The 24,486-nt window shown below is 61.9% G+C and carries 22 protein-coding genes; 9 read left to right on the forward strand and 13 right to left on the reverse strand.

All coding sequences use genetic code 11. From position 1 onward, the window contains the following. Positions 1-34: 34 nt before the first annotated feature. Genes rsmA through metG form a run of 3 tightly spaced genes read right to left on the reverse strand, consistent with a single transcriptional unit; the run spans position 35 to position 3,386 of the window. Positions 35-865 carry a 16S rRNA (adenine(1518)-N(6)/adenine(1519)-N(6))-dimethyltransferase RsmA gene (gene rsmA, locus FB472_RS04150; RefSeq protein ID WP_141989773.1) on the reverse strand — a complete coding sequence of 277 codons (831 nt, stop codon included), beginning with the start codon at positions 863-865 and terminating at the stop codon, positions 35-37. Beyond that, on the reverse strand, positions 862-1,809 hold the full coding sequence (locus FB472_RS04155; protein ID WP_141989774.1) for a TatD family hydrolase: 948 nt from the start codon (positions 1,807-1,809) through the stop codon (positions 862-864). Before FB472_RS04155 ends, rsmA begins: the two co-directional genes overlap by 4 nt. After that, positions 1,806-3,386 carry a methionine--tRNA ligase gene (gene metG, locus FB472_RS04160; protein WP_021810500.1) on the reverse strand — a complete coding sequence of 527 codons (1,581 nt, stop codon included), beginning with the start codon at positions 3,384-3,386 and terminating at the stop codon, positions 1,806-1,808. The genes FB472_RS04155 and metG overlap by 4 nt, the downstream gene beginning before the upstream one ends. A 205-nt stretch (positions 3,387-3,591) precedes the next feature. Here metG and FB472_RS04165 point away from each other — a divergent pair, with 205 nt between their 5' ends. The 3 genes from FB472_RS04165 to FB472_RS04175 are packed head-to-tail and all read left to right on the forward strand — an operon-like array spanning position 3,592 to position 7,429. After that, positions 3,592-4,380 carry a DeoR/GlpR family DNA-binding transcription regulator gene (locus tag FB472_RS04165; RefSeq protein WP_141989775.1) on the forward strand — a complete coding sequence of 263 codons (789 nt, stop codon included), beginning with the start codon at positions 3,592-3,594 and terminating at the stop codon, positions 4,378-4,380. After that, entirely contained in the window at positions 4,377-5,339 is a 963-nt protein-coding gene (locus FB472_RS04170; protein WP_141989776.1) for a 1-phosphofructokinase family hexose kinase, read from the forward strand. Before FB472_RS04165 ends, FB472_RS04170 begins: the two co-directional genes overlap by 4 nt. A 38-nt stretch (positions 5,340-5,377) precedes the next feature. Continuing rightward, positions 5,378-7,429, forward strand: a complete 2,052-nt coding sequence (locus tag FB472_RS04175; RefSeq protein ID WP_141989777.1) for a PTS fructose transporter subunit IIABC — start codon at positions 5,378-5,380, stop codon at positions 7,427-7,429. 40 nt (positions 7,430-7,469) lie between these two features. Here FB472_RS04175 and rsmI read toward each other — a convergent pair whose 3' ends face one another. Beyond that, positions 7,470-8,279 (reverse strand): 16S rRNA (cytidine(1402)-2'-O)-methyltransferase, encoded by an 810-nt coding sequence (gene rsmI, locus FB472_RS04180; protein ID WP_141989778.1) that lies wholly within the window; start codon positions 8,277-8,279, stop codon positions 7,470-7,472. A gap of 111 nt (positions 8,280-8,390) precedes the next feature. Here rsmI and FB472_RS04185 point away from each other — a divergent pair, with 111 nt between their 5' ends. Then, positions 8,391-9,260: an EamA family transporter gene (locus FB472_RS04185; protein ID WP_141991455.1), complete on the forward strand. Its 870-nt coding sequence runs from the start codon at positions 8,391-8,393 to the stop codon at positions 9,258-9,260. Between the two features lie 61 nt (positions 9,261-9,321). Here FB472_RS04185 and FB472_RS04190 read toward each other — a convergent pair whose 3' ends face one another. After that, complete coding sequence (locus tag FB472_RS04190; RefSeq protein ID WP_141989779.1) at positions 9,322-11,865, reverse strand: MMPL family transporter; 2,544 nt, start codon at positions 11,863-11,865, stop codon at positions 9,322-9,324. 137 nt (positions 11,866-12,002) lie between these two features. On the opposite strand from FB472_RS04190, the gene FB472_RS04195 reads away from it, so the two are divergent. The 4 genes from FB472_RS04195 (at position 12,003) to FB472_RS04210 (ending at position 14,884) form a co-directional block, all read left to right on the forward strand. Then, on the forward strand, positions 12,003-12,578 hold the full coding sequence (locus FB472_RS04195; protein ID WP_141989780.1) for a TetR/AcrR family transcriptional regulator: 576 nt from the start codon (positions 12,003-12,005) through the stop codon (positions 12,576-12,578). Positions 12,579-12,645: 67 nt separating this feature from the next. Next, the gene (locus FB472_RS04200) at positions 12,646-14,286 is read left to right on the forward strand and encodes a dolichyl-phosphate-mannose--protein mannosyltransferase (RefSeq protein ID WP_141989781.1); all 1,641 of its coding nucleotides are present in this window, start codon (positions 12,646-12,648) and stop codon (positions 14,284-14,286) included. Positions 14,287-14,381: 95 nt separating this feature from the next. Then, positions 14,382-14,627, forward strand: a complete 246-nt coding sequence (locus FB472_RS04205) for a type II toxin-antitoxin system Phd/YefM family antitoxin (protein ID WP_141989782.1) — start codon at positions 14,382-14,384, stop codon at positions 14,625-14,627. A 17-nt stretch (positions 14,628-14,644) separates the two neighbouring features. Continuing rightward, positions 14,645-14,884 (forward strand): type II toxin-antitoxin system RelE family toxin, encoded by a 240-nt coding sequence (locus FB472_RS04210; protein ID WP_246078071.1) that lies wholly within the window; start codon positions 14,645-14,647, stop codon positions 14,882-14,884. On the opposite strand, the gene FB472_RS04215 is transcribed toward FB472_RS04210, so the two are convergent. Next, positions 14,881-16,827, reverse strand: coding sequence for a thioredoxin domain-containing protein (locus tag FB472_RS04215; RefSeq protein ID WP_141989784.1), 1,947 nt, complete (start codon positions 16,825-16,827; stop codon positions 14,881-14,883). The genes FB472_RS04210 and FB472_RS04215 overlap by 4 nt on opposite strands. 11 nt (positions 16,828-16,838) lie before the next feature. Between FB472_RS04215 and FB472_RS04220 the strand changes: the two genes are divergently transcribed. Next, positions 16,839-17,609 (forward strand): MBL fold metallo-hydrolase, encoded by a 771-nt coding sequence (locus FB472_RS04220; RefSeq protein ID WP_141989785.1) that lies wholly within the window; start codon positions 16,839-16,841, stop codon positions 17,607-17,609. A gap of 20 nt (positions 17,610-17,629) precedes the next feature. Here FB472_RS04220 and FB472_RS04225 read toward each other — a convergent pair whose 3' ends face one another. From FB472_RS04225 to FB472_RS04255, 7 genes are all read right to left on the reverse strand, one after another. Continuing rightward, positions 17,630-18,460: an aldo/keto reductase gene (locus tag FB472_RS04225; RefSeq protein ID WP_141989786.1), complete on the reverse strand. Its 831-nt coding sequence runs from the start codon at positions 18,458-18,460 to the stop codon at positions 17,630-17,632. A 36-nt stretch (positions 18,461-18,496) separates the two neighbouring features. Continuing rightward, on the reverse strand, positions 18,497-19,639 hold the full coding sequence (locus tag FB472_RS04230) for a bifunctional 2-methylcitrate synthase/citrate synthase (protein WP_141989787.1): 1,143 nt from the start codon (positions 19,637-19,639) through the stop codon (positions 18,497-18,499). Between the two features lie 49 nt (positions 19,640-19,688). Continuing rightward, positions 19,689-20,594: a methylisocitrate lyase gene (gene prpB / locus FB472_RS04235; RefSeq protein WP_141989788.1), complete on the reverse strand. Its 906-nt coding sequence runs from the start codon at positions 20,592-20,594 to the stop codon at positions 19,689-19,691. Continuing rightward, positions 20,594-22,087, reverse strand: coding sequence for an MmgE/PrpD family protein (locus tag FB472_RS04240; RefSeq protein ID WP_141989789.1), 1,494 nt, complete (start codon positions 22,085-22,087; stop codon positions 20,594-20,596). The genes prpB and FB472_RS04240 overlap by 1 nt, the downstream gene beginning before the upstream one ends. An 11-nt stretch (positions 22,088-22,098) precedes the next feature. Further along, on the reverse strand, positions 22,099-22,770 hold the full coding sequence (locus FB472_RS04245) for a GntR family transcriptional regulator (RefSeq protein ID WP_246078073.1): 672 nt from the start codon (positions 22,768-22,770) through the stop codon (positions 22,099-22,101). A 119-nt stretch (positions 22,771-22,889) separates the two neighbouring features. Beyond that, positions 22,890-23,696: an NAD-dependent epimerase/dehydratase family protein gene (locus FB472_RS04250; protein WP_141989790.1), complete on the reverse strand. Its 807-nt coding sequence runs from the start codon at positions 23,694-23,696 to the stop codon at positions 22,890-22,892. 51 nt (positions 23,697-23,747) lie between these two features. After that, positions 23,748-24,377, reverse strand: a complete 630-nt coding sequence (locus tag FB472_RS04255; protein WP_246078074.1) for an NAD(P)-binding domain-containing protein — start codon at positions 24,375-24,377, stop codon at positions 23,748-23,750. Between the last annotated feature and the right edge of the window lie 109 nt (positions 24,378-24,486).

Raw genomic sequence — 24,486 nt, forward strand, 5'->3', positions numbered from 1 at the left:
GGCGGAGCGTCACACCCTTCACCTGATGATTTGGTTACCGAGCGCGGGCAATCGCAAGAAAATCGTGCACCGTGAGCTCCTCGCCGCGGGCGGTCGGTGCGACACCCGCCGCAATCAGCCGATCGGATGCTGCCGTTGAGTTGCCCAACACACTCGACAGAGACTGACGCAACATTTTGCGTCGCTGCTGGAACGCGGCATCCACAAGGGCGAAGGTGGCCTTACGTTCCTCGACGGTTCCGGGTTGCTCGCGGCGCTCGAAGCGCACCAGTACCGAGTCGACATTCGGCACGGGCCAGAACACCTGACGACTGACCAGACCGGCGGTAGAGAACTCGCCGTACCAGGCCGCTTTGATGCTCGGCGAGCCGTACACCTTGCTGCCGGGGCCGGCGGCAACCCGATTACCCACCTCCGCCTGCACCATCACGAGACCGCGGTCGAGGGAGTCAAAGTCCTCCAAGAAGTGCAGCAACACCGGCACCGACACGTTATACGGCAGGTTCGCAACGAACACGCGAGGGTCGTTGGGCAACTCGGTGACGCGCAGCGCGTCACCGGTGATGACGGTGAGACGCGCATCCGGTTGCAGCTGGCTGACCGTGATGGGCAACTGGGCGGCAAGGCGTTTATCGATTTCGACGGCGACGACGGATGCCCCGGTCTCGAGCAACCCCAGCGTCAACGATCCCAGCCCCGGGCCGACCTCAACCACAGTTTCACCTGAGACGACGTGCGCTGCCTTCACAATTCGGCGAACCGTGTTGGGGTCGATCACAAAGTTTTGGCCCAGCTTCTTCGTCGGCTGGATGCCGAGCAGGTCGGCGAGATCGCGGATCTCGGCGGGGCCAAGCAGTGCGCTCATCGGGGGTCTGCTTCGGACGCGGCGGCTGGCTCGGATGCGGCAGCCAGTTCGGTCTCCCACAAGCCATACACGGCCTCGGTGTTTGTGGCGAGCTGAGTGGCAAACGTTGCTTCGTCCTCGCCCAGATGTGCCGCCATTGCACGCACCGTGTGCGGCATCAGGTAGGGAGCATTGGGGCGGCCCCGCAGCGGGTGGGGTGTGAGGTAGGGGGCATCCGTTTCCACCAGAATGCGATCCTGCGCGACAACCGACAGCGCTTCGCGCAGATTCGCCGCATTCTTGAACGTGACAGTGCCGGCGAACGACAAATACCATCCGTTATCCGCGGCCAACCGCGCCATCGCCGCATCGCCCGAGAAGCAGTGGAAGACGGTGCGCTCGGGAGCACCCACCCGCAGCAGCGTTTCAATCACCTCATCGTGGGCGTCGCGATCGTGAATCTGCAGGGCAAGCCCGTGCCGCTTGGCAATCGCAATGTGCGCTTCGAAGGACCGGAACTGTGCGGGCCGACCCGCATCATCGGTGCGGAAAAAGTCGAGGCCCGTCTCGCCCACCGCGCGAACGCGGGGGCGAGCAGCGAGTTCATCGATTACGGCCAGTGCGGCATCAAGCTCCCCCGCAGCCTCGAGCTCGGGGGCCTCATTCGGGTGGATTGCAACCGCCGCAAGCACCTGTGATTCGGTGGCCGCAAGCTGCGCCGACCAGCGGCTGGTATCGACATCCGTTCCGACCTGCACCACGCCCCGCACACCGACCGCGGATGCTCGCTCCAACTGCTCGCGAAAGCGCAACTGGTTGCCGGGCCCGCCATCAGCAATCTCGAGGTGGGTGTGATTGTCATACACCGCAACCGCGAGCGGTTCGGGCAGCGGCGGGTACTGCAGCTTCTCAGAAGCTACCTCGTCGGTGCTGCGGTGGCGCTGCCGGATGAACGGTTCAGTCACGCCGTGCCGCTTTCGGCATCCACTTCGATGCGGGGGAATAGGGAGGTTTCGAGGGCAGTCACACGACCGCTGGTTGCCCAGTGCTGGGCGTCGTCGATTCGCTGCCCACGCAGTTCACCGACGCCGCCGATGGCCTGCCAGAGTCGCTCGGTTGCCTTGGGCAGCACGGGCGACAACAGAATCGCGAGCGTGCCGAGACCGTTGACGGTAGTCGCGAGCACGGTGCCGAGGCGTTCGCGGTTAGCGGGGTTTTTCGACAGCGCCCACGGCTCTTGCTCGGTGATGTACCCGTTGAGCTCATCGACGAGTTGCCAGACCTCAGCCAGCGCCTCGTTGATGGCGAAGGAGTCAATGGCAGCGTTCGATTTCTCGGTTGCACGCTTCTGGGTCGCCACAATCGCTTCATCGGATGCCGTGAGCGCGCCGAGAGCCGGAATATCACCATCGAAGTACTTATTGACCATCGCGATCACCCGCGAAGCAAGGTTGCCGAAACCGTTGGCCAGCTCTGCTTGGTAGCGCGCACTCAGGTCTTCCCAACTGAACGATCCGTCTTGACCAAAGGTGATGGCGCTCATGAAGTAGTAGCGGAAGGCATCCGAACCGAACGTGTCGGTAATTTGGCTCGGGGCGATTCCGGTGAGCTTCGACTTGGACATTTTTTCGCCACCGACGAGTAGCCAGCCGTGGCCGAAGACGGCGCGCGGAACGGGAAGCCCTGCGGCCAGGAGCATGGCGGGCCAAATAACGGCGTGAAAACGGGCGATGTCTTTGCCGACGAGTTGCACGGCGGGCCAGCGCTTGGCGAACTGGTCATCGTCAACGCCGTAGCCGATAGCACTCACGTAGTTGAGCAGGGCATCGAACCACACGTACACAACGTGGGTTTCATCCCACGGAACCTTCACACCCCAGTCAAAACTGGAACGCGAAATGGAGAGGTCGTCGAGTCCCTGCTTGACGAACTGCACAATCTCGTTGCGCACGCTCGCGGGCTGCACAAAGTCGGGCTGGCTTTCATAAAGGTCGAGCAGTTTCTGCCCAAAGTCGCTCATGCGAAAGAAGTAGTTCTTCTCTTTGAGAACTTCAACCGGGCGCGAGTGGATAGCGCACACCAGTTGGCCCTTGTAGTCGCCGTCGGGTGCGGTAACAAGGTCGTCAAGCTGTTTGTACTCTTCGCAGCCGACACAGTAGTAGCCCTCGTATTCGCCGGCGTAGATGTGGCCATCGTCGTAGAGGCGCTGAAGGAAAGTCGCCACTGCTTTCTCGTGGCGCTCATCGGTTGTGCGAATGAAATCGTCATTGGCGATATCAATGGTGTCAAGCAGCGGTTGCCACGAATCAGCAACAAGACGGTCGGCCCACTCTTGCGGCGTCGTGTTGTTGGCGACGGCGGTGCGCAGAATCTTTTGGCCGTGTTCGTCGGTGCCGGTGAGCAGCCAGGCGTCTTCACCTCGTTGGCGGTGCCAGCGTGCAAGAACGTCGGCGGCCACCTCGGTGTACGCGTGCCCGATATGAGGAACGTCGTTCACATAGAAAATGGGCGTCGCAATATAGAAGGAGTCGCCGGCAGACATGCCTTTAGTGTATTCGCCCGTGTCGATCCATTACGCCGGACGGATATGACAGCGAATACGAATCCGGACGCTGCACAGGATGCCGCCCCGCTCCGTGTGAGAATGTGTGGGTTTATCTTTATTTATGTTGCATTCTGCCGATCACCGGCGTACTCTCACAGATACGCAGAAATCGTGCGCGGCGATAATCACAGGAGATTGCGGAATGTACGCAGAAGAACGGCAACAGCAGATCGAGAGACAACTCGCTGAAGCCGGCCGCGTCGCCGTAATCGAACTCGCTCGCACCTTCGCTGTGTCAAGCGAAACCGTGCGCCGAGACCTCGACCAGCTCGAGGCCCGGGGGGTGGCGCGCCGCGTTCATGGCGGCGCAGTCTCTGCCGCACGGATTAGCCGCAGTGAAGAGAGTGTCGCCCAGCGCACCGGCCGCAACTCCGATGCCAAAGAGCGCATCGCTCGGGCCGCGATGGCCCTCATTCCGTCTAACTTTGTCGGGGCGATCAGCATCGACTCTGGCACTACCACAAGCCGCCTGGCTCAGCACCTGGTCAACTGGAACCCCGAAAAATCGACCGGCTCGCTGACCGTGATCACCCATTCCATTTCGATCGCCTCAATCGTGAGCGAGAACCCCCACATCGCCGTTCAGATTATCGGCGGTCGCCTGCGCGGGCTCACCGGCGCCGCAGTAGGGGCAACGACCCTCGACCAGCTGTCCGGCATCCGCCCAGACATCTCATTTTTGGGTGCCAACGGTGTGCACGCCGATTTCGGCTTCAGCACCCCCGACCCCGATGAAGCTGCCGTGAAGAGTGCGCTCACCCGCGGTTCACGCCGCGCCATCGCACTCGTTGACGCCTCGAAACTGGGCACCGAGACTCTCATGAGTTTCGCCTCGCTGACTGATGTCGACACCATCATCACCGACCGCTCACCCGATGCCGAACTTACCCTCGCTCTTGAGCGTGCGGATGTCGAAACGGTGATCGCATGATCGTCACCGTTACCGCCAACCCGAGCCTCGATCGCACCATCGAGCTCGACGCCGCTCTCGACCGCGGCGAAGTTCAGCGTTCCCTCTCAAGCAGTGAGCAGCCGGGTGGCAAGGGCGTGAATGTGTCTCGTGCACTGATTGCGTCAGGGCTGGATACGATCGCTATTCTGCCGGGCGAAGCATCCGATCCGATGTTGGTGGCGTTGCGTGCCGAGCACACCCCCACTGCAGGGCTGCCGATTTCCGGCCGCGTGCGTTCGAATGTCACGATCACTGAACCTGATGGCACGACCACAAAGATCAATGAACCGGGGCCACAGCTCACCGCCGCCGACGATGCAGCACTTATCGATCTGGTGGTGTCCCATGCTCGCCGGGCGGAATGGGTTGTGCTTGCCGGTTCGCTGCCTCCGGGGCTCAGTGCCGACTTCTATGTGCGAGTAATCAACGCAATTCGCCACGCTGCCGATGGCACCCCACCACGGGTCGCCGTTGACTCTTCGGGCGCCCCCATGCAGGCACTGATCGAGTCGGGTGTTGGCGTTGACCTCATCAAACCCAACGCGGAAGAGCTCGCAGAGCTCACGGGTCTGCCCGACACCTTCGAAGAAGATACGGATGCGGCCGCCGCTGCGGCGCTCACTCTCGTGAACCGCGGCTGTCGTACCGTGCTCGCCACTCTCGGGTCACGCGGGGCACTCCTCGTGACCGCCGACGAAACGTGGCGCGCAACAATGCCGCCCGTCGTCGCAAAAAGTACCGTCGGTGCCGGCGATGCCTCCCTGGCCGGCTACCTCTTGGGCGACCAGCGCGGCGCAGCACCCGAACGTCGCCTTGCTCAGGCTGTCGCTCACGGCACAGCCGCAGCATCCCTACCCGGCAGCACCATGCCGACCCCAGAACTTACCCACCCCGACTCTGCTGAGGTGCACTTGCTCAGCCGACCGGACAACCACTAAATCTCAGCACCACCGCTGCTGTCGACAAGGAGAAAGCAATGTCGCAACTCATCACCACCGACCTCGTGCTGTTAGATGCCGATCTCGGCACCGACCGCGCCGGCGTCATCCGCGCGATGACCAAACTCGTCGCCGATCAGGGCCGTGCAACCAACGCGGAATCGCTTTTCGACGACGCGTGGGCACGCGAACAGCTGACCGATACCGGTGTTCCTGGCGGTATCGCTATTCCTCATTGCCGTTCGGAGGCGGTAACCGAAGCCACTCTCGTGATGGCTCGCCTTAAGCCCGCCGTCGACTTCGGGTCGCCGGATGCTCCTGCCGACCTCATCTTCCTCATCGCCGCTCCCAACGGCGCCGATAAGGAACACCTGACCCTGCTTTCCGCCCTCGCGCGTTCGCTAGTGAACCCCGAATTCGTCGACAGTCTCCGCTCTGCCGGCAGCCGAGAAGAGATTGTTGCTCTCGTCGAGCAGGCGACCGCACCAGAAGAGAAGGCAGCACCGGCAGCCGGTGTCAGTGCCAGTGCCAGTGCCAGTGCCGGTGCCGGTGAGGGACAGCAATCGACATCCGCGTCAGGCGACGCTGCTCGCCCCGTCATTGTCGCCGTCACCGCGTGCCCCACGGGCATAGCCCACACCTATATGGCCGCCGATTCCCTCGCCGCCGCCGCGAAACGCGCTGGCGTCGAACTTCACGTCGAGACTCAAGGTTCGTCCGGGGCAACACCGATTGATCCTGCGATCATTGCTGCGGCATCCGCGGTCATCTTTGCTGTTGATGTGGATGTTCGCGACAAGGGTCGTTTCGCCGGCAAGCCACTGATTCAGTCGCCGGTGAAGCGCGGAATTGATGCCCCAGACGAGATGATCGCCGAAGCTATTGCCGCCGCAAGCGACCCCAACGCGGCCCGCGTCGCCGGTGGCGGAGCTGCCAGCGAGAGCACCCCCAGTACCAAGGACGAGCACTTCGGGCAGACCGTGAAGCGCGCACTACTCACGGGTGTGAGCTACATGATCCCGTTCGTTGCTGGTGGCGGTCTGCTGATCGCGCTCGGCTTCTTACTGGGTGGATACCTCATCACTGAAACCGCGGGCGACATTGTCGTCGGCAACAGTCTCTGGAATCTGCCCGAGGGTGGTCTCGCCACCTACTTGGGCGCTGCCGCTTTCCAGATCGGTGCAGCCTCGATGGGCTTCCTCGTTCCTGCCCTTGCCGGCTACATTGCCTACGCGATTGCTGACCGCCCCGGTATCGCCCCCGGATTCACCGCCGGTGCCGTCGCTGGCCTCATGGGTGCAGGCTTCCTCGGCGGTATCGTCGGTGGACTGCTCGCCGGTGTTGCCGCTCACTGGCTCGCCCAGCGCAAGACCGCAGCCTGGTTCCGCGGCCTCATGCCTGTTGTTGTTATCCCGCTGCTGGCGTCGATCTTTGCCTCCGGCCTGATGGTGCTGATCCTCGGTGGACCGATCGCTTCGCTCACCGTTGCACTGAACAACTTCCTCAACGGCTTGAGTGGTGCATCCGCTGTCGTTCTTGGGCTCATCTTGGGCGCAATGATGGGCTTCGACCTCGGTGGCCCCGTCAACAAGGTCGCGTACTCGTTCGCGGTAGCTGGCCTCGGTGCTGGTGCAATCGACAACCAGGGGCCGTGGATGATCATGGCTGCTGTGATGGCATCCGGAATGGTTGCCCCGCTGGCGATGGCTCTCGCTTCGACCGTTCTGGCTCGCCGCCTCTTCTCCCCCGTGGAAAAAGAAAATGGCAAGGCAGCGTGGTTGCTGGGCGCATCGTTTATTTCTGAGGGTGCTATCCCCTTCGCTGCTGCTGACCCGCTGCGGGTGATCCCGGCCAGCGCAATCGGCAGCGCGGTAACCGGCGGAATCATTATGGCTGCCGGTGTTACCTCACAGGCACCTCATGGCGGATTCTTCGTGTTCTTTGCGATCAACCCGTTCCTGATGTTCGTGGTCGCGATCCTTGCGGGCATGGTCGTCACAGCCCTGATTGTGGTTGCCCTCAAACGGTTCACCGTTCGCGACAACCGCACCGCTGTCCCCGAAACCGCGAAGGTTTCGGTCGCAGCCTAAGCCTCCACCGCTGGTAGGCGCCATCGCCCGGGTCACACGCCTACTTGGAGCGCAGTGCCGCCTCATACAGTTCGCGCTTACTCAATCCGGTCTGCTCGGCGACCTCGGTTGCGGCCTCTTTGAGTCGGGCACCGTCGGCGACGAGAGAGAGAACATAGGCCACCGCGGTGGGGAGATCGGATGTTGCGGGTGCGGCACCCTCGACGACGAGACAGATCTCGCCCCGAGCACCATCCTTAAACTTGGCGGCGAGCTCGGCGGCGGTGCCGCGCACAATTTCTTCATACATCTTGGTGAGTTCGCGGCACACCACTGCACGGCGATCATCACCGAGTGCGGTGGCGAGGTCGGTGAGCGCCGCGGGCAACCGGTTGGGGCTTTCGAAGAACACCATTGTGCGTTCTTCGCGGGCGAGTGCCCGAAAGTAGGCAACCCGGCCTTTGCGCGGCAGGAAACCTTCGAAGCTGAAGCGGTCGGTGGGGAGGCCCGAAACGGCGAGCGCGGTGAGCACGGCGCTTGGTCCGGGCAGAGCGGTGACGGTGACCCCGGCGGCGGCGGCGGCGGCGACGAGGGGAAATCCGGGGTCGCTGATGGCGGGCATCCCCGCGTCGCTCAGAACAAGCACGTCGGTGTCGCGCGCGAGTTCGACGATCTGGGCTGCTTTCTCGGACTCGTTGTGTTCGTGCAGTGGAATCAACCGCGGTCGATTGTCAATACCGAGGGCACGCATCAAATGGATGGTCGTTCGGGTGTCTTCGCTGGCGATCACCTCCGCGTTCGTGAGTGCCTCAACGAGGCGCCGAGAGGCATCACCAAGATTGCCGATGGGGGTCGCAGCAAGAATGATCACCCGCTCATTGTCGCACCCGCAGCACAGGTGCACTCGGCACCTCGATCGACGTCGTAGGGTTGCACTATGTCGACTCCCCCACCCCTCAAGGGGACGCCACGGGGCGCCGTGATGCTCGTGGTGTTGGGGCTCACCTTTCAGGATGTCGGCGCATCGGTCGCAGTGCTGCTTTTTCCCGAGGTGGGGCCAGCCGGAATGGTCTCCCTCCGCCTCGTGTTCTCGGCCGCTATTCTGCTTGCCATCGCCCGTCCGAACCTGCGCGCCATCACGCCGCGCGCCTGGCTGATGGCCCTGATTTTCGGAATCTCGCTTGGCGGCATGAATCTCCTGTTCTATCAGGCACTTTCGCGTATCGATCTCGGCGCAACGGTCACAATCGAAGTGCTCGGGCCCCTTGTGCTCTCGGTAATCGTCGCTCGACGCGCAAGCGCCTGGTTGTGGGCGGTTCTTGCGTTTATTGGGGTCGCCTTTCTCAGTCTCGGCAGTGTTGGTGCGCTCGACCCCGTCGGTGTCGCCTTTGCGCTTGCCGCAGCAGTGTCGTGGGCGGGCTACATTTTGGCGTCACGCAAGACCGGGCAAGTCTTTGCCGGATTGGATGGTCTGGCCATCGCCATGGCAATCGGTGCGATCATCAGCCTGCCCTTCGGTATCGCCCAGGCGGGAAGCACACTGCTTGAACCCTCAATTCTGGTGCGCGGGCTCGGCGTAGCCATCTGCTCCTCGGCGATTCCCTACGCACTCGAACTGATCGCGCTGCGCCGCATCTCTGCCGCCGCCTTTTCGGTGCTCATGGCACTGGCGCCTGCCATTGCTACCGGGGCCGGATTCTTTGTGCTCGGGCAGAGCATCACCCTCCTGCAGGGCTTCGGAATTGCACTGGTGATTGCGGCATCCATTGGGGCGGTGCGGGCGGCATCCCGGGTGCCCGGCGAGCCGGGAGCGGGGCCCAACGCACTACTGTCCGGAGAAACACCGCTGTAGGCGGCAGCCTCTCCGGGCAATGGTTGCGTGCTGGAGCGCTGGGCTCTGAGCGCTGGAGCCGTTAGCGGGCGGTCCTGACCGGTGCCGCCTCGCTGGGGGTGGCATCCGAAGCTCCCGGATGCACGGGGTGGCTGCGCTCAAGCGCGGCACCCTCAACATCAACACTCGGCAGGATGCGGTCGAGCCACCGCGGTAGCCACCACACCGACGTGCCTAAGAGGTGCATCAGCGCCGGGATCAGCAGCATCCGCACCACGAAGGCATCGAAGAGCACACCGATGGCAAGCCCGAAGCCGAGCGGTCGCACGATCGCAAGGTGGGAGAAGATGAACCCGCCGAAGACGGCAATCATGATGATCGCGGCCGCGGTTACAACGGCTCGTCCACTGCGTAATCCACTGATAACCGCGGTTCGTGCGGGCACACCGTGCACATAGGCTTCCCGCATTCCCGACACGAGGAACAGCTGATAGTCCATTGCGAGACCGAACAGCACACCCATGATGATGATCGGTGCAAAGTTTAGGAGTGGCCCAGGGTCGGTCACCCCGAAGAGTGCTCCCAACCATCCCCACTGGTAGACCGCGACCATCGCACCGAACGCTGCCAACAGCGACAGTACATAGCCGGCGGTGGCGATGATCGGCACCAGTAGCGAACGGAACACCAGAATCAGGATGAGCAACGAGAGGCCAACGACCACGCCCAGGTAGAGCGGCAGCACAGAAGCAAGCTTCTCGGAGATGTCAATATTTCCACTGGCTGAACCGGCAACGCCAAGTGTGATGTCGCCGTCGAGCGGAGAGCTGGCGCGCAGTTCAGTCACGAGGATCTCGGTTGACTCACTCGAAGGGCCATCAATCGGAATCACCTGGAAGGCGAAATAATCGGACTCATCGGAGACACCGACGGGAGCAACCGCGACGACGCCGTCAAAGTCCATCAGCTGTTCGGCGAGTTCTGCCTGAGTCTTCACGATCTGATCGTCCGAGACAGCATCCGACAGCCTTGCCGTGACCAGCAGGGCGCCATTTTGACCGGCACCAAACTCTTGTGCCACGGTGTTGTAGGTGCGGTACTGGGTAGAGTCCGCAGGCTCAGAGGATCCGTCTGGTAGTCCCAAACGCATCGAGAGTGCCGGAATGGCAATGATCAGTAACCCGATGGTGGTCAATGCGAGGGTGGCCACTGCGCGCCCCGTGCGCATCGGCTTCACGGGTGCCAGGTGTTGCGCTTGGTGGCTAACCTTGTTTCGCGCACGACGCGAAAGAACTCGAGTGCCGAGCAAAGACAACAGCGCCGGAGTGAGGCTAATAGCGATGAGCACAGCGATAAACACGCACACCGCACCAACAGTTCCCATGACACCGAGGAAAGGAACACCACTCACGTTGAGGGCAATCAGTGCGACCAACACCGTTGAGCCCGCAAACACCACAGCGTTACCGGAGGTTCCGTTGGCGAGGCCAATGGACTCTTGCAGGTCCATGCCCTCGGAGAGTTGCCGGCGGTGGCGCTGCACAATGAACAGCGTGTAGTCGATCCCCACGGCAAGGCCAAGCATTACACCAAGGATGGGAGTCACCGACGTCATATCTACGACATCGGAGAACGCAAGAGAACCGGCAACGCCGACGCCCACACCGATGATCGACGAGACGATCGGAAGAACGGCCGGCAAGAACGCCCGGAATAGCACCAGCAAGACAATGCCGGCCAAAAGTACACCGATGATTTCACCAACGCCCAAAAGACCATCAACCGAGGTCGCAATGGCGGCGGAATAGTTGACGCTCACCCCCGCAATATCGACGGCGTCAAGCTGGGAGGCGAGGGTGCTCTTTACTTCCTCGGAGAGATCGAAAAGATCGTTGTCGAAGGTGATGAGTCCCAGCGCGGTCGCCCCATCGTCGGAGACAGTGCTGATTCCTGCCGCGGCATCGATGAGGACCTCGCCGTATTCGAGTTGTTGCTGCTGCTCATCGAGCAGGGTCGCATTCTCGTCGAGCGTTGCCTGCTGAGTGTCAAGCTCGGCAGCTCCGGCATCAAGCTGAGCCTGCTGCGCCTCGAACTGGGCCACGGAAGCCTCATAGAAGCCTGCCGCTTTCGCCTGCTCGATGGCCGCATCCAACTGTGCTTGACCGGCCGCAAGTTCTTGCTTCGCGGCATCCAACTGCGCTTTACCGTCAGTCAGTTGCTGTCGGCCTGCTTCGATTTGGTCACGGCCGTCAGAGATTTCTTGAGCCTGCTCGGCACGTTGAGCGTCTGTCTCGAAGGGGTCAATAACGCCGCTGACGCTGTCGACGGGGGTGAGAGCGGAAAGCGCATCGGTGATCTCGCTCTCCTGGCCCGCTGAGAACGCTGTGCCGTCATCGGAGGAGAAAACGACGGTAGCGGATGCTCCGCTTACGTCACTCAGCCGGTCGCTGAGTTCTGCAGATACGCGCTCGGTTTCGGTGCCCGGAATCGAAAACGTGGAGGATAGCGCCCCGCCAAAGACGGCAAAGCCGCCGACCGCTAAGCCAAGTACGGCGAGCCAGCTCACGATGACAAGCCAGGCGCGCCGAGCCGATAGACGACCCAGGCGGTACAGGAGTTCAGCCATGCCGAAGAAACCTCTCATAGAAGACAGAAAAAGAGCACTCCGTCGGGCCCGTGCCCATGGTATTCGGTGAAAACTACTTTTCCAACAGTTGTCGGAAAACTCACGGTTTTCTCGCCCACATCTGTCACAATCAACGAATGGATGAACGAGTCGAACGAACTCGCCGGAGTCTGCAACAGGCACTCTTCGCGCTCACACAAGAACGGCCGCTCGACGAAGTGACCGTCGGAGATATCGTCGAACGCGCCGGGGTCAACCGCAGCAGCTTCTACCAGCACTTTGCCGACAAAGAGACCCTGCTGGCCTTCGCGATCGAATCCGCAGCAGACGACGCCGGAGTCGAACTAGTGAATCTCGACCCCCAGAGCACCGAACCGCCGCCGGCCATCACCAGTTACCTCCGCCACATCAATGCCAACGCCGCCGTCTATGCCAGCGCGCTGGGCCCCCGGGGCTCCGCTTTGGTCTCCTCGCGCCTCCACGCCCGCCTCAATCTGATTGTGCGGAACGGCATTCTCAGCATCGGCAACCACCCCTTTGAGGGGCTGCCCGTAGAAATCGCCACCGCCAGCATCACCGGTTCCACCTACGGCATCATCGTGGAGTGGCTCGGGATGGTTCCTCGCCCCCCGGCCGAGACCGCAGTGGCCTGGATCTGGCAGTCTTTTGGCACTCCGAGCGGGCGCTGGGGCGAGCCAGAAGACACCGCCTAGTTCCGTTCTAACCGCGGCGCCGGGCGTTGCCTACTGCAGAGCGCTCTAACCTCAGTAACATTGCGGGGTGAGCCAGACATCCGATCGTGATTTCGACGACCTCCTGTCGAGCTCCGAACCCTCGGCGCACCAGGTGACGGCGCGGGCGGGCGCGGAGGGCACGCGCCTCGACCGGTGGTGGGCAACACGTAGCGCGTTCACGCGGCGATGGCTCGGATGGGCTGGGCCGGCGATTGTGGTGCTGGTCGCGGCTTTCACGCGACTGGTGGGCCTGGGGCATCCAGCGACGCTCGTCTTTGATGAGACCTTCTATGTGAAGGACTCGTGGACGCTGGTCAATCGTGGGTATGAGGCGCAATGGCCGGCCGAAGCGGATGCGCTGTTTATCGGCGGCCAGGTCAATATTTTTCTCAGCGACCCCGCCTTCGTGGTGCATCCGCCGCTCGGCAAGTGGCTCATCGGCTTAGGAATGCTGCCCTCCGGAGGCGAAGACCCGTTCGGTTGGCGAATTGCCACCGCTCTCGTGGGCATTCTTGCGGTGATCGTGCTGATGCTGGTTGCCAAAAAGCTTTTCGGCTCGACCTTGCTCGCGACTCTCGCCGGGTTGCTGATGGCGATTGACGGCAATGCCATCGTGATGAGCCGGGTCGCCCTGCTCGACAACTTCGTGATGATCTTCGCGCTGCTGGGGGTGGGAGCAATGCTGCTCGATCGGGAACATTCCGCGACCCGGTTGGCGCTGTGGATCAGCCGGCGCGGGCTGCGGGGTACAGCAACCGAGTGGGGCCCGGCACTGTCGTGGCGACCGTGGCTCATGCTGGCCGCTGTTGCGTTCGGTGCTGCTGCCGCCGTCAAATGGAACGGCCTCTACTTTTTGGCCGCCTTCGCCGTCTACAGCCTGGTGGTGGATGCCCTGGCTCGTCGTCGAGCTGGCATCACGTTCTGGGGCTCCGGCACTCTCTTCAGGCAGGCCCCCGTCAGTTTCTTGTTGACGGTGCCGATTGCGCTGTTTGTGTATTTGAGTTCGTGGGCGGGGTGGTTTGCTGGCGATGGCGGCTACGACCGACAGTGGGCTGAGAGCGACGGAAACGCGTGGTCTGGTGTGCTCAGTTGGGTGCCCCTTGACATCCAGAGCCTGTGGCACTTTCAGTCGAGCGTGTACAGCTACCACGTGGGTGAGAGCCGACCCCACCCCTATCAGGCGAATCCGCTGACGTGGCTGCTGCTCATCCGCCCGACCAGCATGTTTTACGAAAACATTGCCCAGGGCGATGGTGGTTGTGTGGCGGATGCCTGTGGCGCCTCCATTTCGGGAGTAGCCAACCCCATTATTTGGTGGGCGGCAACCGCGGCTCTCGTGTATCTCGTGTACCGGCTGGTGCGCTACCGGCAGTGGCAGACCGGCTTCATTCTGATGGGTGTCGCCGCCGGTTATCTGCCGTGGTTGCTGTATCTGAACCGCACCGTTTTTCAGTTCTACACAATCGTGTTCGAGCCGTACCTGATTTTGGCGCTTGTTGCCGCGCTCGGCGTGATTCTTGGCAGAGCCGATGATGATCGCGACCGTCGGCTCAGCGGCATCGGCGTTGTGGCTGTCTTCGTGACTTTCGCCATTGCGGTCAGTGTCTTCTTTTGGCCACTCTGGACCGGTCAAACCCTCGACTACGATCTGCTGCGGTTGCGGTGGTGGTTGCCGAGCTGGGTTTAGCGTGGCGTCCTGTTTCTCTAGGAACTAGGGCTTCTTGGGACGAACACAGCAACCCAACTATGTACATTTCAGATTGTGAAATGTACAATTTATCCATGTCGACCACAAGCATCGCGAATGCCCGCAAGAACTTCTCCGAGGTGATCGCCACCTCCGAGCGCGAAGCTGTTTTTATCGAGCGTCGCGGACAGCGTGCGGCCGTTGTCGTTAGTCCAGAGCAGTATGAGCGCATGATGGACGCACTCGAAGATGCCGAAGACGTTGCTGCTTTTGACGAGGCGATGGCCCAAGAGGGCCCAAATATTCCCTGGGATCAGGTCAAGGCAGATTTGGGCTGGTAGTGGCCCACCGGATCGAAGTGACGCGCACTGCGGCGCGCGCACTCAAACGAGTCGATCATCACCATCGTGACCGAATCCGCGGTGCGATCGCCCTCCTGAGTGAAAACCCCCGACCTCCGGGCGCGAAGGCGCTGCAGGGGCGGCCCGGGTTCCGCGTGCGCGTCGGCGACTACCGCATCGTCTACACGATTCAGGATGACGTGCTGCTCGTGGTTGTCGTGACGCTGGGCCATCGACGCGACATTTATGAGCGCTAGCTCGAGATCAGCAACGCGGCAACTGCCGCACCGTCAGTAAGCGGCAGGCGGCACACGAATTCCTCGCAGAGGTAGGCGGTGGGCTTGCCTTCGATCGCCGTGCGCGCCGCAAACAGTTCGAAACCGGATGCCGCGAAGGCTTCGGCTTGAGCCTGAGACACGACCGCGCCAATGCCTCCCGCGCGGTGCAGCTTTCGGGCAAGGCTCGTGAGTTCGTCACTCGATTCCGCATCCGCGGCATCCGCGGCATCCGCTGCATCGGGCGTCACGACGACGAGCTGCCGTAACGGTACACCCAGCTCCGACATGAGGGTGAGGGCGGTTCCGAACGAGATTGGTTGCTGGAAAGCGAGTTGGCCGACCAGTTTCATGGACGCTTCGGCGGCATCCCGGTACCGAGCATCGCCGGTGAGGGCGAAGAGGGTGAAGGCGGCCGAGGCCATGGCGCTGAGCCCGCTCGGGTGGGCACCGTCGCTGATGTCAGCCTCGGTGGAGAGGCCCTGGGCTGCGAGCACCGAGTCCGTGCCGCCGGGGAGACCGAAGGGCGAGCTTCCCGAACCGGCAGCACCTGCCGCGAGCGCCCCATCGACGAGGTCGCAGGCCGCGATGGCGTACCGAACTTCGCCGGCGGCGATCGACAGTTCGAGCAGGCCCTGAGCCAGCATCCCGCTGTCTTCGAGGGTCGCTGCCGCATCGGAGAGGATGCCGTCGATGGAGGTGCGCACGAGCCGCTCCCCTGAGTGCTCGGCTGGCACGCGGACAGCAACCTCGCTCGCGTCGGCCATTCGTGCACCAAGCACATGCTCGGCGAGCAGGAAGTCGGCGGCACCGCGAGCGAGCGCGATCCACTCGGCGTTGCCGTGACGGGCGCCGGCGAGAGCGAGAGCTTCGATGGCGAGACCGTTCCACCCGGTGAGGATCTTGTTGTCGCGGGGCGGGGCTTCGACACGGGCGCGGCTTGCGGCATCCAGCGAATAGTAGAAGCCCTCAACACGTTTGCCGTCGACGGTGCTCTCCGAGTCGAGGCCCGAGGCGAACGCTCCGGAGGGCAGTCGCAGTTTGTCGCGCAAAAACTCGGCCACACCTGTGGCGGTTTCGGTACGGTCGGCGAGCGCATAGGACGCGAGCAGTTGGGCGTTGTCGTAGAGCATGCGTTCGTAGTGTGGGTCTGTCCAGTCGGCCTGGGTGGAGTAGCGGAAGAACCCGCCATCAACGGGGTCGCGCAGCGCGGAGCCCGCGATTGCCTCGAGGGTGCGGTCCGCGAGGCCGGCTGCCTCGAGCGAATGTTCGGCGTTGCGGGCGCCGCGGTCGAGGAGGAACCGCAGCACCGGGGTGACGGGGAATTTGGGGGCGTCGCCGAATCCGCCGTGTTCGAGATCTTCGGCGGCGGCGAGCGCATCGATCACGGGCGCAAAGTCTGCAACGAGGTCACTCTCCACACCGCGACTCTGGGCGAGCGCCTGCGCAATGGCGGCACCGCTCGTCTCGACCTGCTCGCGGCGTGTGCCCCACGCATCCGTCACTGACTCCAGCACTTGCCGGAAGGCCGGATGTTGCCCCACCGCGGTCGGTGGCCAGTACGTGCCAGCAAAGAAGGCTCGCCCCGCGGGCGTGACGAATACGTTCAGCGGCCAGCCCAGATTGGGGGTGAAGGCGGATGCCGCCGCCAAATACGTGGAGTCCACTTCGGCATGCTCTTCGCGGTCTACTTTGATCGCCACAAAGTTTTCGTTGAGGTAGGTGGCCAGCACGGGGTCGCTGAATGATTCGCGCGCCATGACATGACACCAGTGGCAGGTGGAGTAGCCAATGGAGACCAGCACGGGCACATCGCGGCGTTCAGCTTCAGCAAAAGCTTCAGCAGACCACTCCCACCAGTCGACCGGATTTGTGGCGTGAGATCTGAGGTATGGACTCGCAGCAGTTTCCAAACGATTGGGCATAGTCTCAGCGTATGTCGAAGTTGACCGTTACCTACATTGGCGGCCCCACCGCGTTGCTCGAATATGCGGGATTGCGCATCGTGACCGATCCCACATTTGATGAGCCGCGCCTTTACCCCGACGAGGGCGGCGTGCCGTTGACCAAGACGCAGGGGCCAGCTCTGAGCCGTGCCGAGGTTGGCGCTGTCGATCTGGTGTTGCTGTCGCACCATGAGCACGAAGACAACCTCGACTATGAGGGTCTAGAACTGCTCGCGACGGGGGTGCTGACGATCAGCACGATGAAGGCCAGCTCTGACCTGTTCGGTGGTGGCGTTGTCGGTCTCGACTCGTGGGAATCCTGTGAAGTCGGCGCTGTCACCATCACCGCGGTACCCGCGTTGCACGGCCCTCCCGGTGCTGAAGCGCTCGTGGGGCCAGTCACCGGTTTTGTGTTGCAGGCCGAGGGCGAACCGACCATTTACGTCAGCGGCGACAATGCCTCTCTGCCGCTCGTGCAGCAGATCGCGGGCCGCTTTCCCGACATCGATATTGCGGTGCTTTTCGCCGGCGCTGCCCGCATCTCTGCCGTCAACGGTCCGCTCACTTTGACCTCAGCGGATGCTGCAGAGGCCGCCCGAATCTTGGACGTTCACCGCGTGGTTGGCCTCCACACCGAAGGGTGGGAACACTTCACCGAGACCCTTGCCGACCTTGAGGCAGCCTTCGATGGGACTGGGTTACTCGTTGATACTCCGCCCGGTGTTGCGGTCAGCATTGAGCACTCCCCGATTTCCGGGTAGCGCCCAACGCTGACAGCTCTCTAGAAGGTCGCTTCGTCGGGGTTTGCACCGACACGCTGGTCGCGGTCGATAGCGTCAATGGATGCCATCTGCTCGCCAGAAAGCTCGAAGCCAAAGACATCAAAATTCTCGGCCATGCGCTCGCGCGAATTCGACTTGGGGAACACAATAATGCCGCTCTGCAGGTGCCAGCGGATGGCAACCTGGGCCGGCGAAACACCGTGCGCTTCAGCCGCAGCCTGCACTGCAGGCTCGCCGAACAGGTCGTACTTGCCCTGGCCGAGCGGACCCCACGCCTCGGTGTGCATCCCGATTTCGGCACCAAAAGCACGCAGGTCGCGCTGCGCAAAGGCGGGGTGCAACTCAATCTGGTTGACAGCCGGAACCGTCTCGCTCCCCGCAAGGATTTTCTCGAGATGCGGGCGGTGGAAGTTGCTGACACCAATCGAGCGTGCTTTGCCGTCTGCCTTCAGTTGCTCCATAGTCAGCCACGTGTCGAGGTAGCGGTCGAGGTCGGGGCGAGGCCAATGGATGAGGTAGAGATCCACAGATTCGAGGCCCAACTTCTCAAGACTCAAATCCATGGCGTCGCGCACGGAGTCAGTGCCCTGGTCGCTGTTCCACAGCTTCGTTGTGATGAACAGCTCGTCGCGAGGGATACCGGACGCTTTTATTGCGTTGCCGACACCGGTTTCGTTGCCGTAAATCATTGCCGTATCGAGGTGGCGGTAGCCAACCTCAAGCGCGTCGGTGACGATCCGCTCGGTCTCATCGGGGTCAACCTTGAAAACACCGAACCCGAGCTGGGGAATGGAATTGCCGTCGTTGAGTTTAATCTGGGGAACAGTCATACGACCATTCTGCCAGCCCGACCTGACCTTCTACTCCTAGCTAATGTGCCGTTCCTCAACCCCCGAGTAGGCTGCGAGCGGGCGAATGAGAGCGTTCGCGGCAGCCTGCTCCATGATGTGAGCAGTCCAGCCGGTGACACGGCTCGCAACGAACAGCGGCGTGAACATGTCGGTGTCGAACCCGATGAGGTTGTAGGCAGGGCCACTCGGATAGTCGAGGTTCGGCTTGATGTTCTTACGGCTCGTCATTGCCATCTCCAGAGCGTCATACAGCTCCATCATGTCGGGGCGATCAAACTTGGCAACGAGCGTTTCGAGCGCTGCCTTCATGGTGGGAACTCGTGAGTCACCGTTCTTGTAGACGCGGTGACCGAAGCCCATAATCTTGCGCTTCTCAGCCAGAGCAGTCTCCAGCCACGCTTCAGCCCTATCTGCGGTACCGACCTCCTCAAGGACGTGCATTACCGCCTCATTGGCTCCACCATGCAGTGGGCCCTTGAGCGCACCGATTGCCCCGGTGACCGCGCTATAAAGGTCGCTGAGGGTGCTCGTGATTACCCGAGCGGTGAAGGTCGACGCATTGAACGAGTGCTCGGCATACAAAATCATCGACACATCGAAAGCACTCACCACAACGAGGTCAGGAACCTCGCCAAAAGTCATGTGCAAGAAGTTTGCTGAATAGCTCAAGTCATCGCGCGGTTCCACGAGTTCCAGATCGCGGCGACGACGCTGGTCGTACGCGACGATCGCCGGCAACTTAGCCATCAACGTCAGCGAACGCTGCATGTTCAGGTCAGCATCAATCATGCTGGCAGAGTCGGTGAGGGTCTCATCCACAGCACCAATCACGCTGACGGCGGTGCGTACGACATCCATCGGATGAGCAGAAAGCGGCAATTCATCGATCACACGCCTGGTGCCCGCGTCGAGGTGGCGCTGCGAACGCTCAAAGTTCTGAAATGCTTCCAGCTGCTCACCAGTCGGCAGTTCACCGTGCCACAACAGGTAGGCGACCTCCTCAAAGGTGCACTTCTCGGCAAGCTCTTGCACGGGGTACCCGCGATACATTAGAGAGTTTGTCTCCGGGTTCACCTTTGAGATGGCAGTGGTGTCTGCCACTACTCCGGCCAAACCCTTGCGGATTTCGGTCTCTGGGGTGCCTGTTAGATCAGTCATTGTGCTCCTCGGTGGTGGTATCGAGTCAAAGTTCGAGTGGGGTCTGAAGTTAGTGGTGGCTGTCGAGCGTGAAGTTGAAAACGGACGAATCGAAAGCGTTGTACCCCTCATAGTCGAGCAGTTCATACAGGCGTGCCCGCGTCTGCATCTCGGCCACAACCGACTGCTGGGTGCCGTCGGCGTTGATCGCATCGAGGGTGCGTTCTGCAGCCCCCATTGCACTACGCAACAGGGTAACGGGATAAATAACAATGTTTACACCGATATTGCTCAATTGCGTGGTCGTGAAGAGTTCGCTCTTACCGAACTCGGTCATGTTCGCCAAGATCGGCACCTCCACGGCCTCGCGCATCGCCTCGAACTCGCTGAGATCCCTCATAGCCTCGGGGAAAATGGCGTCAGCGCCGGCATCCACAAGCTGTTTCGCGCGGTCCATCGCCGCATCCAAACCGTCGACGGCGCGGATGTCGGTGCGGGCCATGATGAGGAGGTTCGGGTCGCGTCGCGCATCGGCCGCCGATCGGATGCGCTTGAGCGCGGTGTCGGTATCGACCACGGCTTTACCGTCGAGGTGCCCGCAACGCTTCGGGTTGACCTGGTCTTCAATGTGGAGGCCAGAGACCCCCGCATCCTCGAGAGACTGCACCGTGCGAGCCACGTTCATGGGTTCGCCAAAACCGGTGTCGGCGTCGACGAGAGTGGGCAGGTCGGTCATCCGCGAAATCTGCTGCGAACGACCAGCGACCTCGGTGAGCGTCGTCAGGCCAATGTCGGGCAGCCCCAGGTCGGCACTGATGACAGCGCCCGAAATGTAGACCCCGTCAAAGCCTTTGTCTTGGATGAGGCGCGCGCTCAGCGGGTTGAAAGCACCCGGCATGCGCAACAGTTCGCCGCTCGCCAGACGCTCACGAAACTGGGCGCGCTTGGTTGCGGGGTCGGTCTGTGAGTACAGCATTAGAAGATTCCTTTGGCAGTGGTGGCGGGGAAGTTGCCGCGCACGGTCAGCTCACCCAGTTCGGATGCCGACAGCTCTGGCAGTCGCACGGCAGCAGCCAGGAAGCGCTCAATTTCGTCGCTCGCAAGCACACCATCGGCGAGGGTGCGGAACTTGGTGATGTACTGCTCGCGGGCAAACGGCCGAGCGCCGAGCGGATGCGCATCAGCAACGGCGATCTCTTCGACGATGCGGCTTCCATCGGTCATCTCAATCTCGACGCGACCACCGAAAGCTTTCTCGGCGGGGTCAATCGAGTGGTAACGACGCGTCCATTCGGCATCTTCCTGAGTGGTGACGCGCTTCCACAGCTCGACAGTGTCTGGGCGGTTGGCACGCTCGGGGGCATAGCTGTTGACGTGGTGCCACTCCTGGTCTTGCAGCGCCACAGTGAAGATGTAGGCAATGGAGTGGTCGAGAGTTTCGCGGCTCGCGTTGGGGTCATACTTCTGCGGGTCGTTGGCGCCCGAGCCGATCACATAGTGCGTGTGGTGGCTCGTGTGAAGCACGATGCGGTTGATGTTGTCGACCGTGAGTTCCGGATGCTCGCGCCCTAGTTTGCGGGCGAGGTCGATCCACGCCTGCGCCTGATACTCAGCCGAATGCTCTTTCGTGTAGGAGTCAAGGATCGCCGTGCGCGGCTCCCCCAGCTCGGGAAGCGGCACCTCATAGTAAGCGTCGGGACCGTCGAGCATCCACGCAATTATGCCGTCTTCACCTTCATAGATCGGGGTGGGGCTGGTCTGCCCGCGCATGGCACGGTCAACCGCTTCAACAGCCATCTTGCCAGCGAAAGCGGGGGCGTAAGCCTTCCACGTGGAGATCTCGCCCTTGCGCGACTGGCGGGTTGCGGTGGTCGTGTGGAGGGCTTGACCGACAGCCTGGAAGATGGTTTCGGTGTCGAGGCCGAGGAGGGTTCCGATGCCGGCGGCAGCGCTCGGGCCGAGGTGGGCAACGTGATCAATCTTGTGCTTGTGCAGGCAGATTGCCTTTACGAGATCAATCTGAATTTCGTAGCCCGTGACAATTCCGCGCAGCAGGTCAGCGCCTGTGCGTCCCGTGTGCTGGGCAACAGCGAGGATCGGCGGGATGTTGTCGCCGGGGTGCGAATAGTCCGCCGCCAAAAAAGTGTCGTGATAGTCGAGCTCGCGCACGGCGACCCCGTTGGCCCAGGCTGCCCACTCGGGGCTGACGCGCAAGTCGGAACCGAAGACGGTGGATCCCGGCTCCGCGGGGTGACGCTCGGCTTGGGCGCGCGCAGACACCACCGGCGCGCGGGTGAGGGAAGCGGTAGCAACAGCAGCGTTATCGATCACACGGTTGATCACCATGTCCGTCACGGCATCCGTCGGTTCAAGCTGCTCGGAGGCAATCTCGGCAATCTTGTGCGCAAGCTGGCCTTCGCGGGCCAGATTTTCGTCGCTGCGGTAAACACGCAGGGAGTGGTTTTTCACGGTAGTGCCTTTCACTTGGCGGCGCGCAGGGGGGATTCTGCGGCCATGGCTAGTGCGCTGGTGAGCGCGTGGTGGAGATGAACGTGGGTGGCGTGGGCGGCAAGTTCGGGGTCGCTCGCCACGATCGCCTGCACAATGAGTAAGTGTTCTCGGGCGGCCGCGGCAAGGCGTTCCGGGTTGTCTTTGGCAAGCCGGCGCACGCGCACAAGGTGGGTGCGCAACGAGTTGAGCGCACCAATGAGGTAGTCATTGTCGACCGCGTCATCGACGGCATCATCGAAGCGGCGCACAAGATCGAAGTAGGCTCTGCGGTCGCTGTCATCGCGCGCCAGCAGATCGGGCACGGCCGCAAACTCTCGTTCAAGATCGGTAAAGGTCGTGCCGGTGTGGTGCGCTGCGGCCAGTCTCACGGCCTTCACTTCGAGCGCCTTGCGAACGTCGAACAGTTCGCGGATGTTGTCAACAGAAACATCGGTAACGACCAGTCCGCGACCGGATTGGCTTGCCACCAGCCCATCAGCCATGAGCCGAGAGAGGGCTTCTCGCAGCGGCGTGCGGGACACCCCGAGTCGTGCTGCCTGCTCGACTTCGCCCAGAATGATGCCCGGCGCGATGCGCCACTCAACAATGTCGTCGCGGAGCGCCTGGTAGGCTCGCTCGCTAGCTCTCAAGGGTGTTGCCATGCGCACCTCCCCCGTCGCCTGCGCGGAGTCCCCGCGCCACTGTGTATACAAGAACTCCAGCCTATGCCCAAATCAGAAGAAAACAAGCCGAATATCTGACCAACTGTATACAGTGAGCCCTAGCGCTGCGGACGAGCCTCGATATACCCTTCGAAGGCTTCACGGCTGGTTCGGTGGGGGGTGAAGCCAAAAACGTCTTTGAGCGCCGTGTTGTCCAGCACGGACCGGTAGCGCAAAAACTTCACCTGGGCGGGCCCGTGCGGTGTAAGTCGCAACGTGCGCCCCACCACATCATCCACGCGCACAAAAACGAACGGGCTTTCCGAGCCCACAATCGTCAGTACCCGACGTGCATCCCACAAAGCTGTGATCTGGTTGTTGACGCCCGGCCCCAGAATCGTGCCGATGCGAAATAGAATCTGCGTGAGCTGGGGCGCCGTTTCACGCAACTCCGCAAGCATCTCCTCCACCATGCACTTATGGCGACTGTAAGGAAAGTCGTCACTGCCGCGCAGAGGATCAGTTTCGGTCAACCACTCGGGGCTGTCGCGGTGATAGCCATACGCTGCCCCACTCGACGACACCACGACACGCTTGACCCCCACCTCAACACAGGCGTCAAAAACCGTGCGCGAACCCTCGACATCTACTGCGAACTCTTGCGCGACAGTTGTGTGCTTACCCGGGTTGACGATCGAGGCGAGATGCACGACCGTGTCGATGGCGTAACTGCGCAAGAGTTCCGGCAGCTCCGGGGCATCCGTCACATCGAGCCGACCGTAGAGCACCCCGGGCACTCGCACCCAAGGACTTGGCCGTCGAATATCGGCACCGATAACAAATTCAACGTTCTCGGATGCAGCCAACCCGGCCACGACAGAAGAGCCCAAGAATCCGCTGCCACCGGTCACTAGTACCCGACTCATCCGCGTGCCTCCGCACCGCTCACGGGCACGCCGGAGTTTTGCCCCGAACCGTCATCGACACCCCGAACCTTTCGACGCCCCACCACGTGGCCAGCGCAAGCCATGCCACCAATGCCGCTGGCCTCGATCATCCCCATCACATACAGACCATCGAAACTGGGCGGAAAAATATTCAGGTAGAGCTCGGGTTCCATCGGTGAAATGCACAGTGCTGCCATCGAGGCGAGTGGGCGCCGGAACAATGCGCAAATCGCCCTGGCCCAGATGCCCCAGCACAAGGGTATTGACGATCGGGTGCGACTCATAGATGCGATAGTCAGGTCGCGGAAAACCAAACTTCATTGGGCCGCCAGTGAATACCTTCAGCACCCGGGTATCAATGAACTGTTTAATACGTGCCGGCAGCGGGCGTCCCTGGTTGAGGGTATCCGCCGGCTTACCGGACAGATAGCGCAGAACAAAGTAGTAGCCGCGGCGCACACTCAGGTCGACGCTGTCGGCACGGTGCACGGCATCCACTGCAATGTCACATCCGCTGTTACCAGCACCAACAACCAACACTCGCTTGCCCGCAAACATTGTGGCCTTCTTGTACTGGCTCGAATGAATGATCTCGCCGGTAAATTCATCATCAAACTTCGGCATGCTGGCATCGGCTAGCGTGCCATTTGCCAGAATCACCCCGTCATAGTGTTCGGTTGTTGACTCGTACCAACAAAGCGTACGCCCGCCTTATCGATAGCTCGGGCGGCGGCTAGCCCCGACGGCCCAGCCCCGATAATGGCGATCG

The sequence above is a fragment of the Rhodoglobus vestalii genome (genome assembly GCF_006788895.1).
GTDB lineage: Bacteria > Actinomycetota > Actinomycetes > Actinomycetales > Microbacteriaceae > Rhodoglobus > Rhodoglobus vestalii.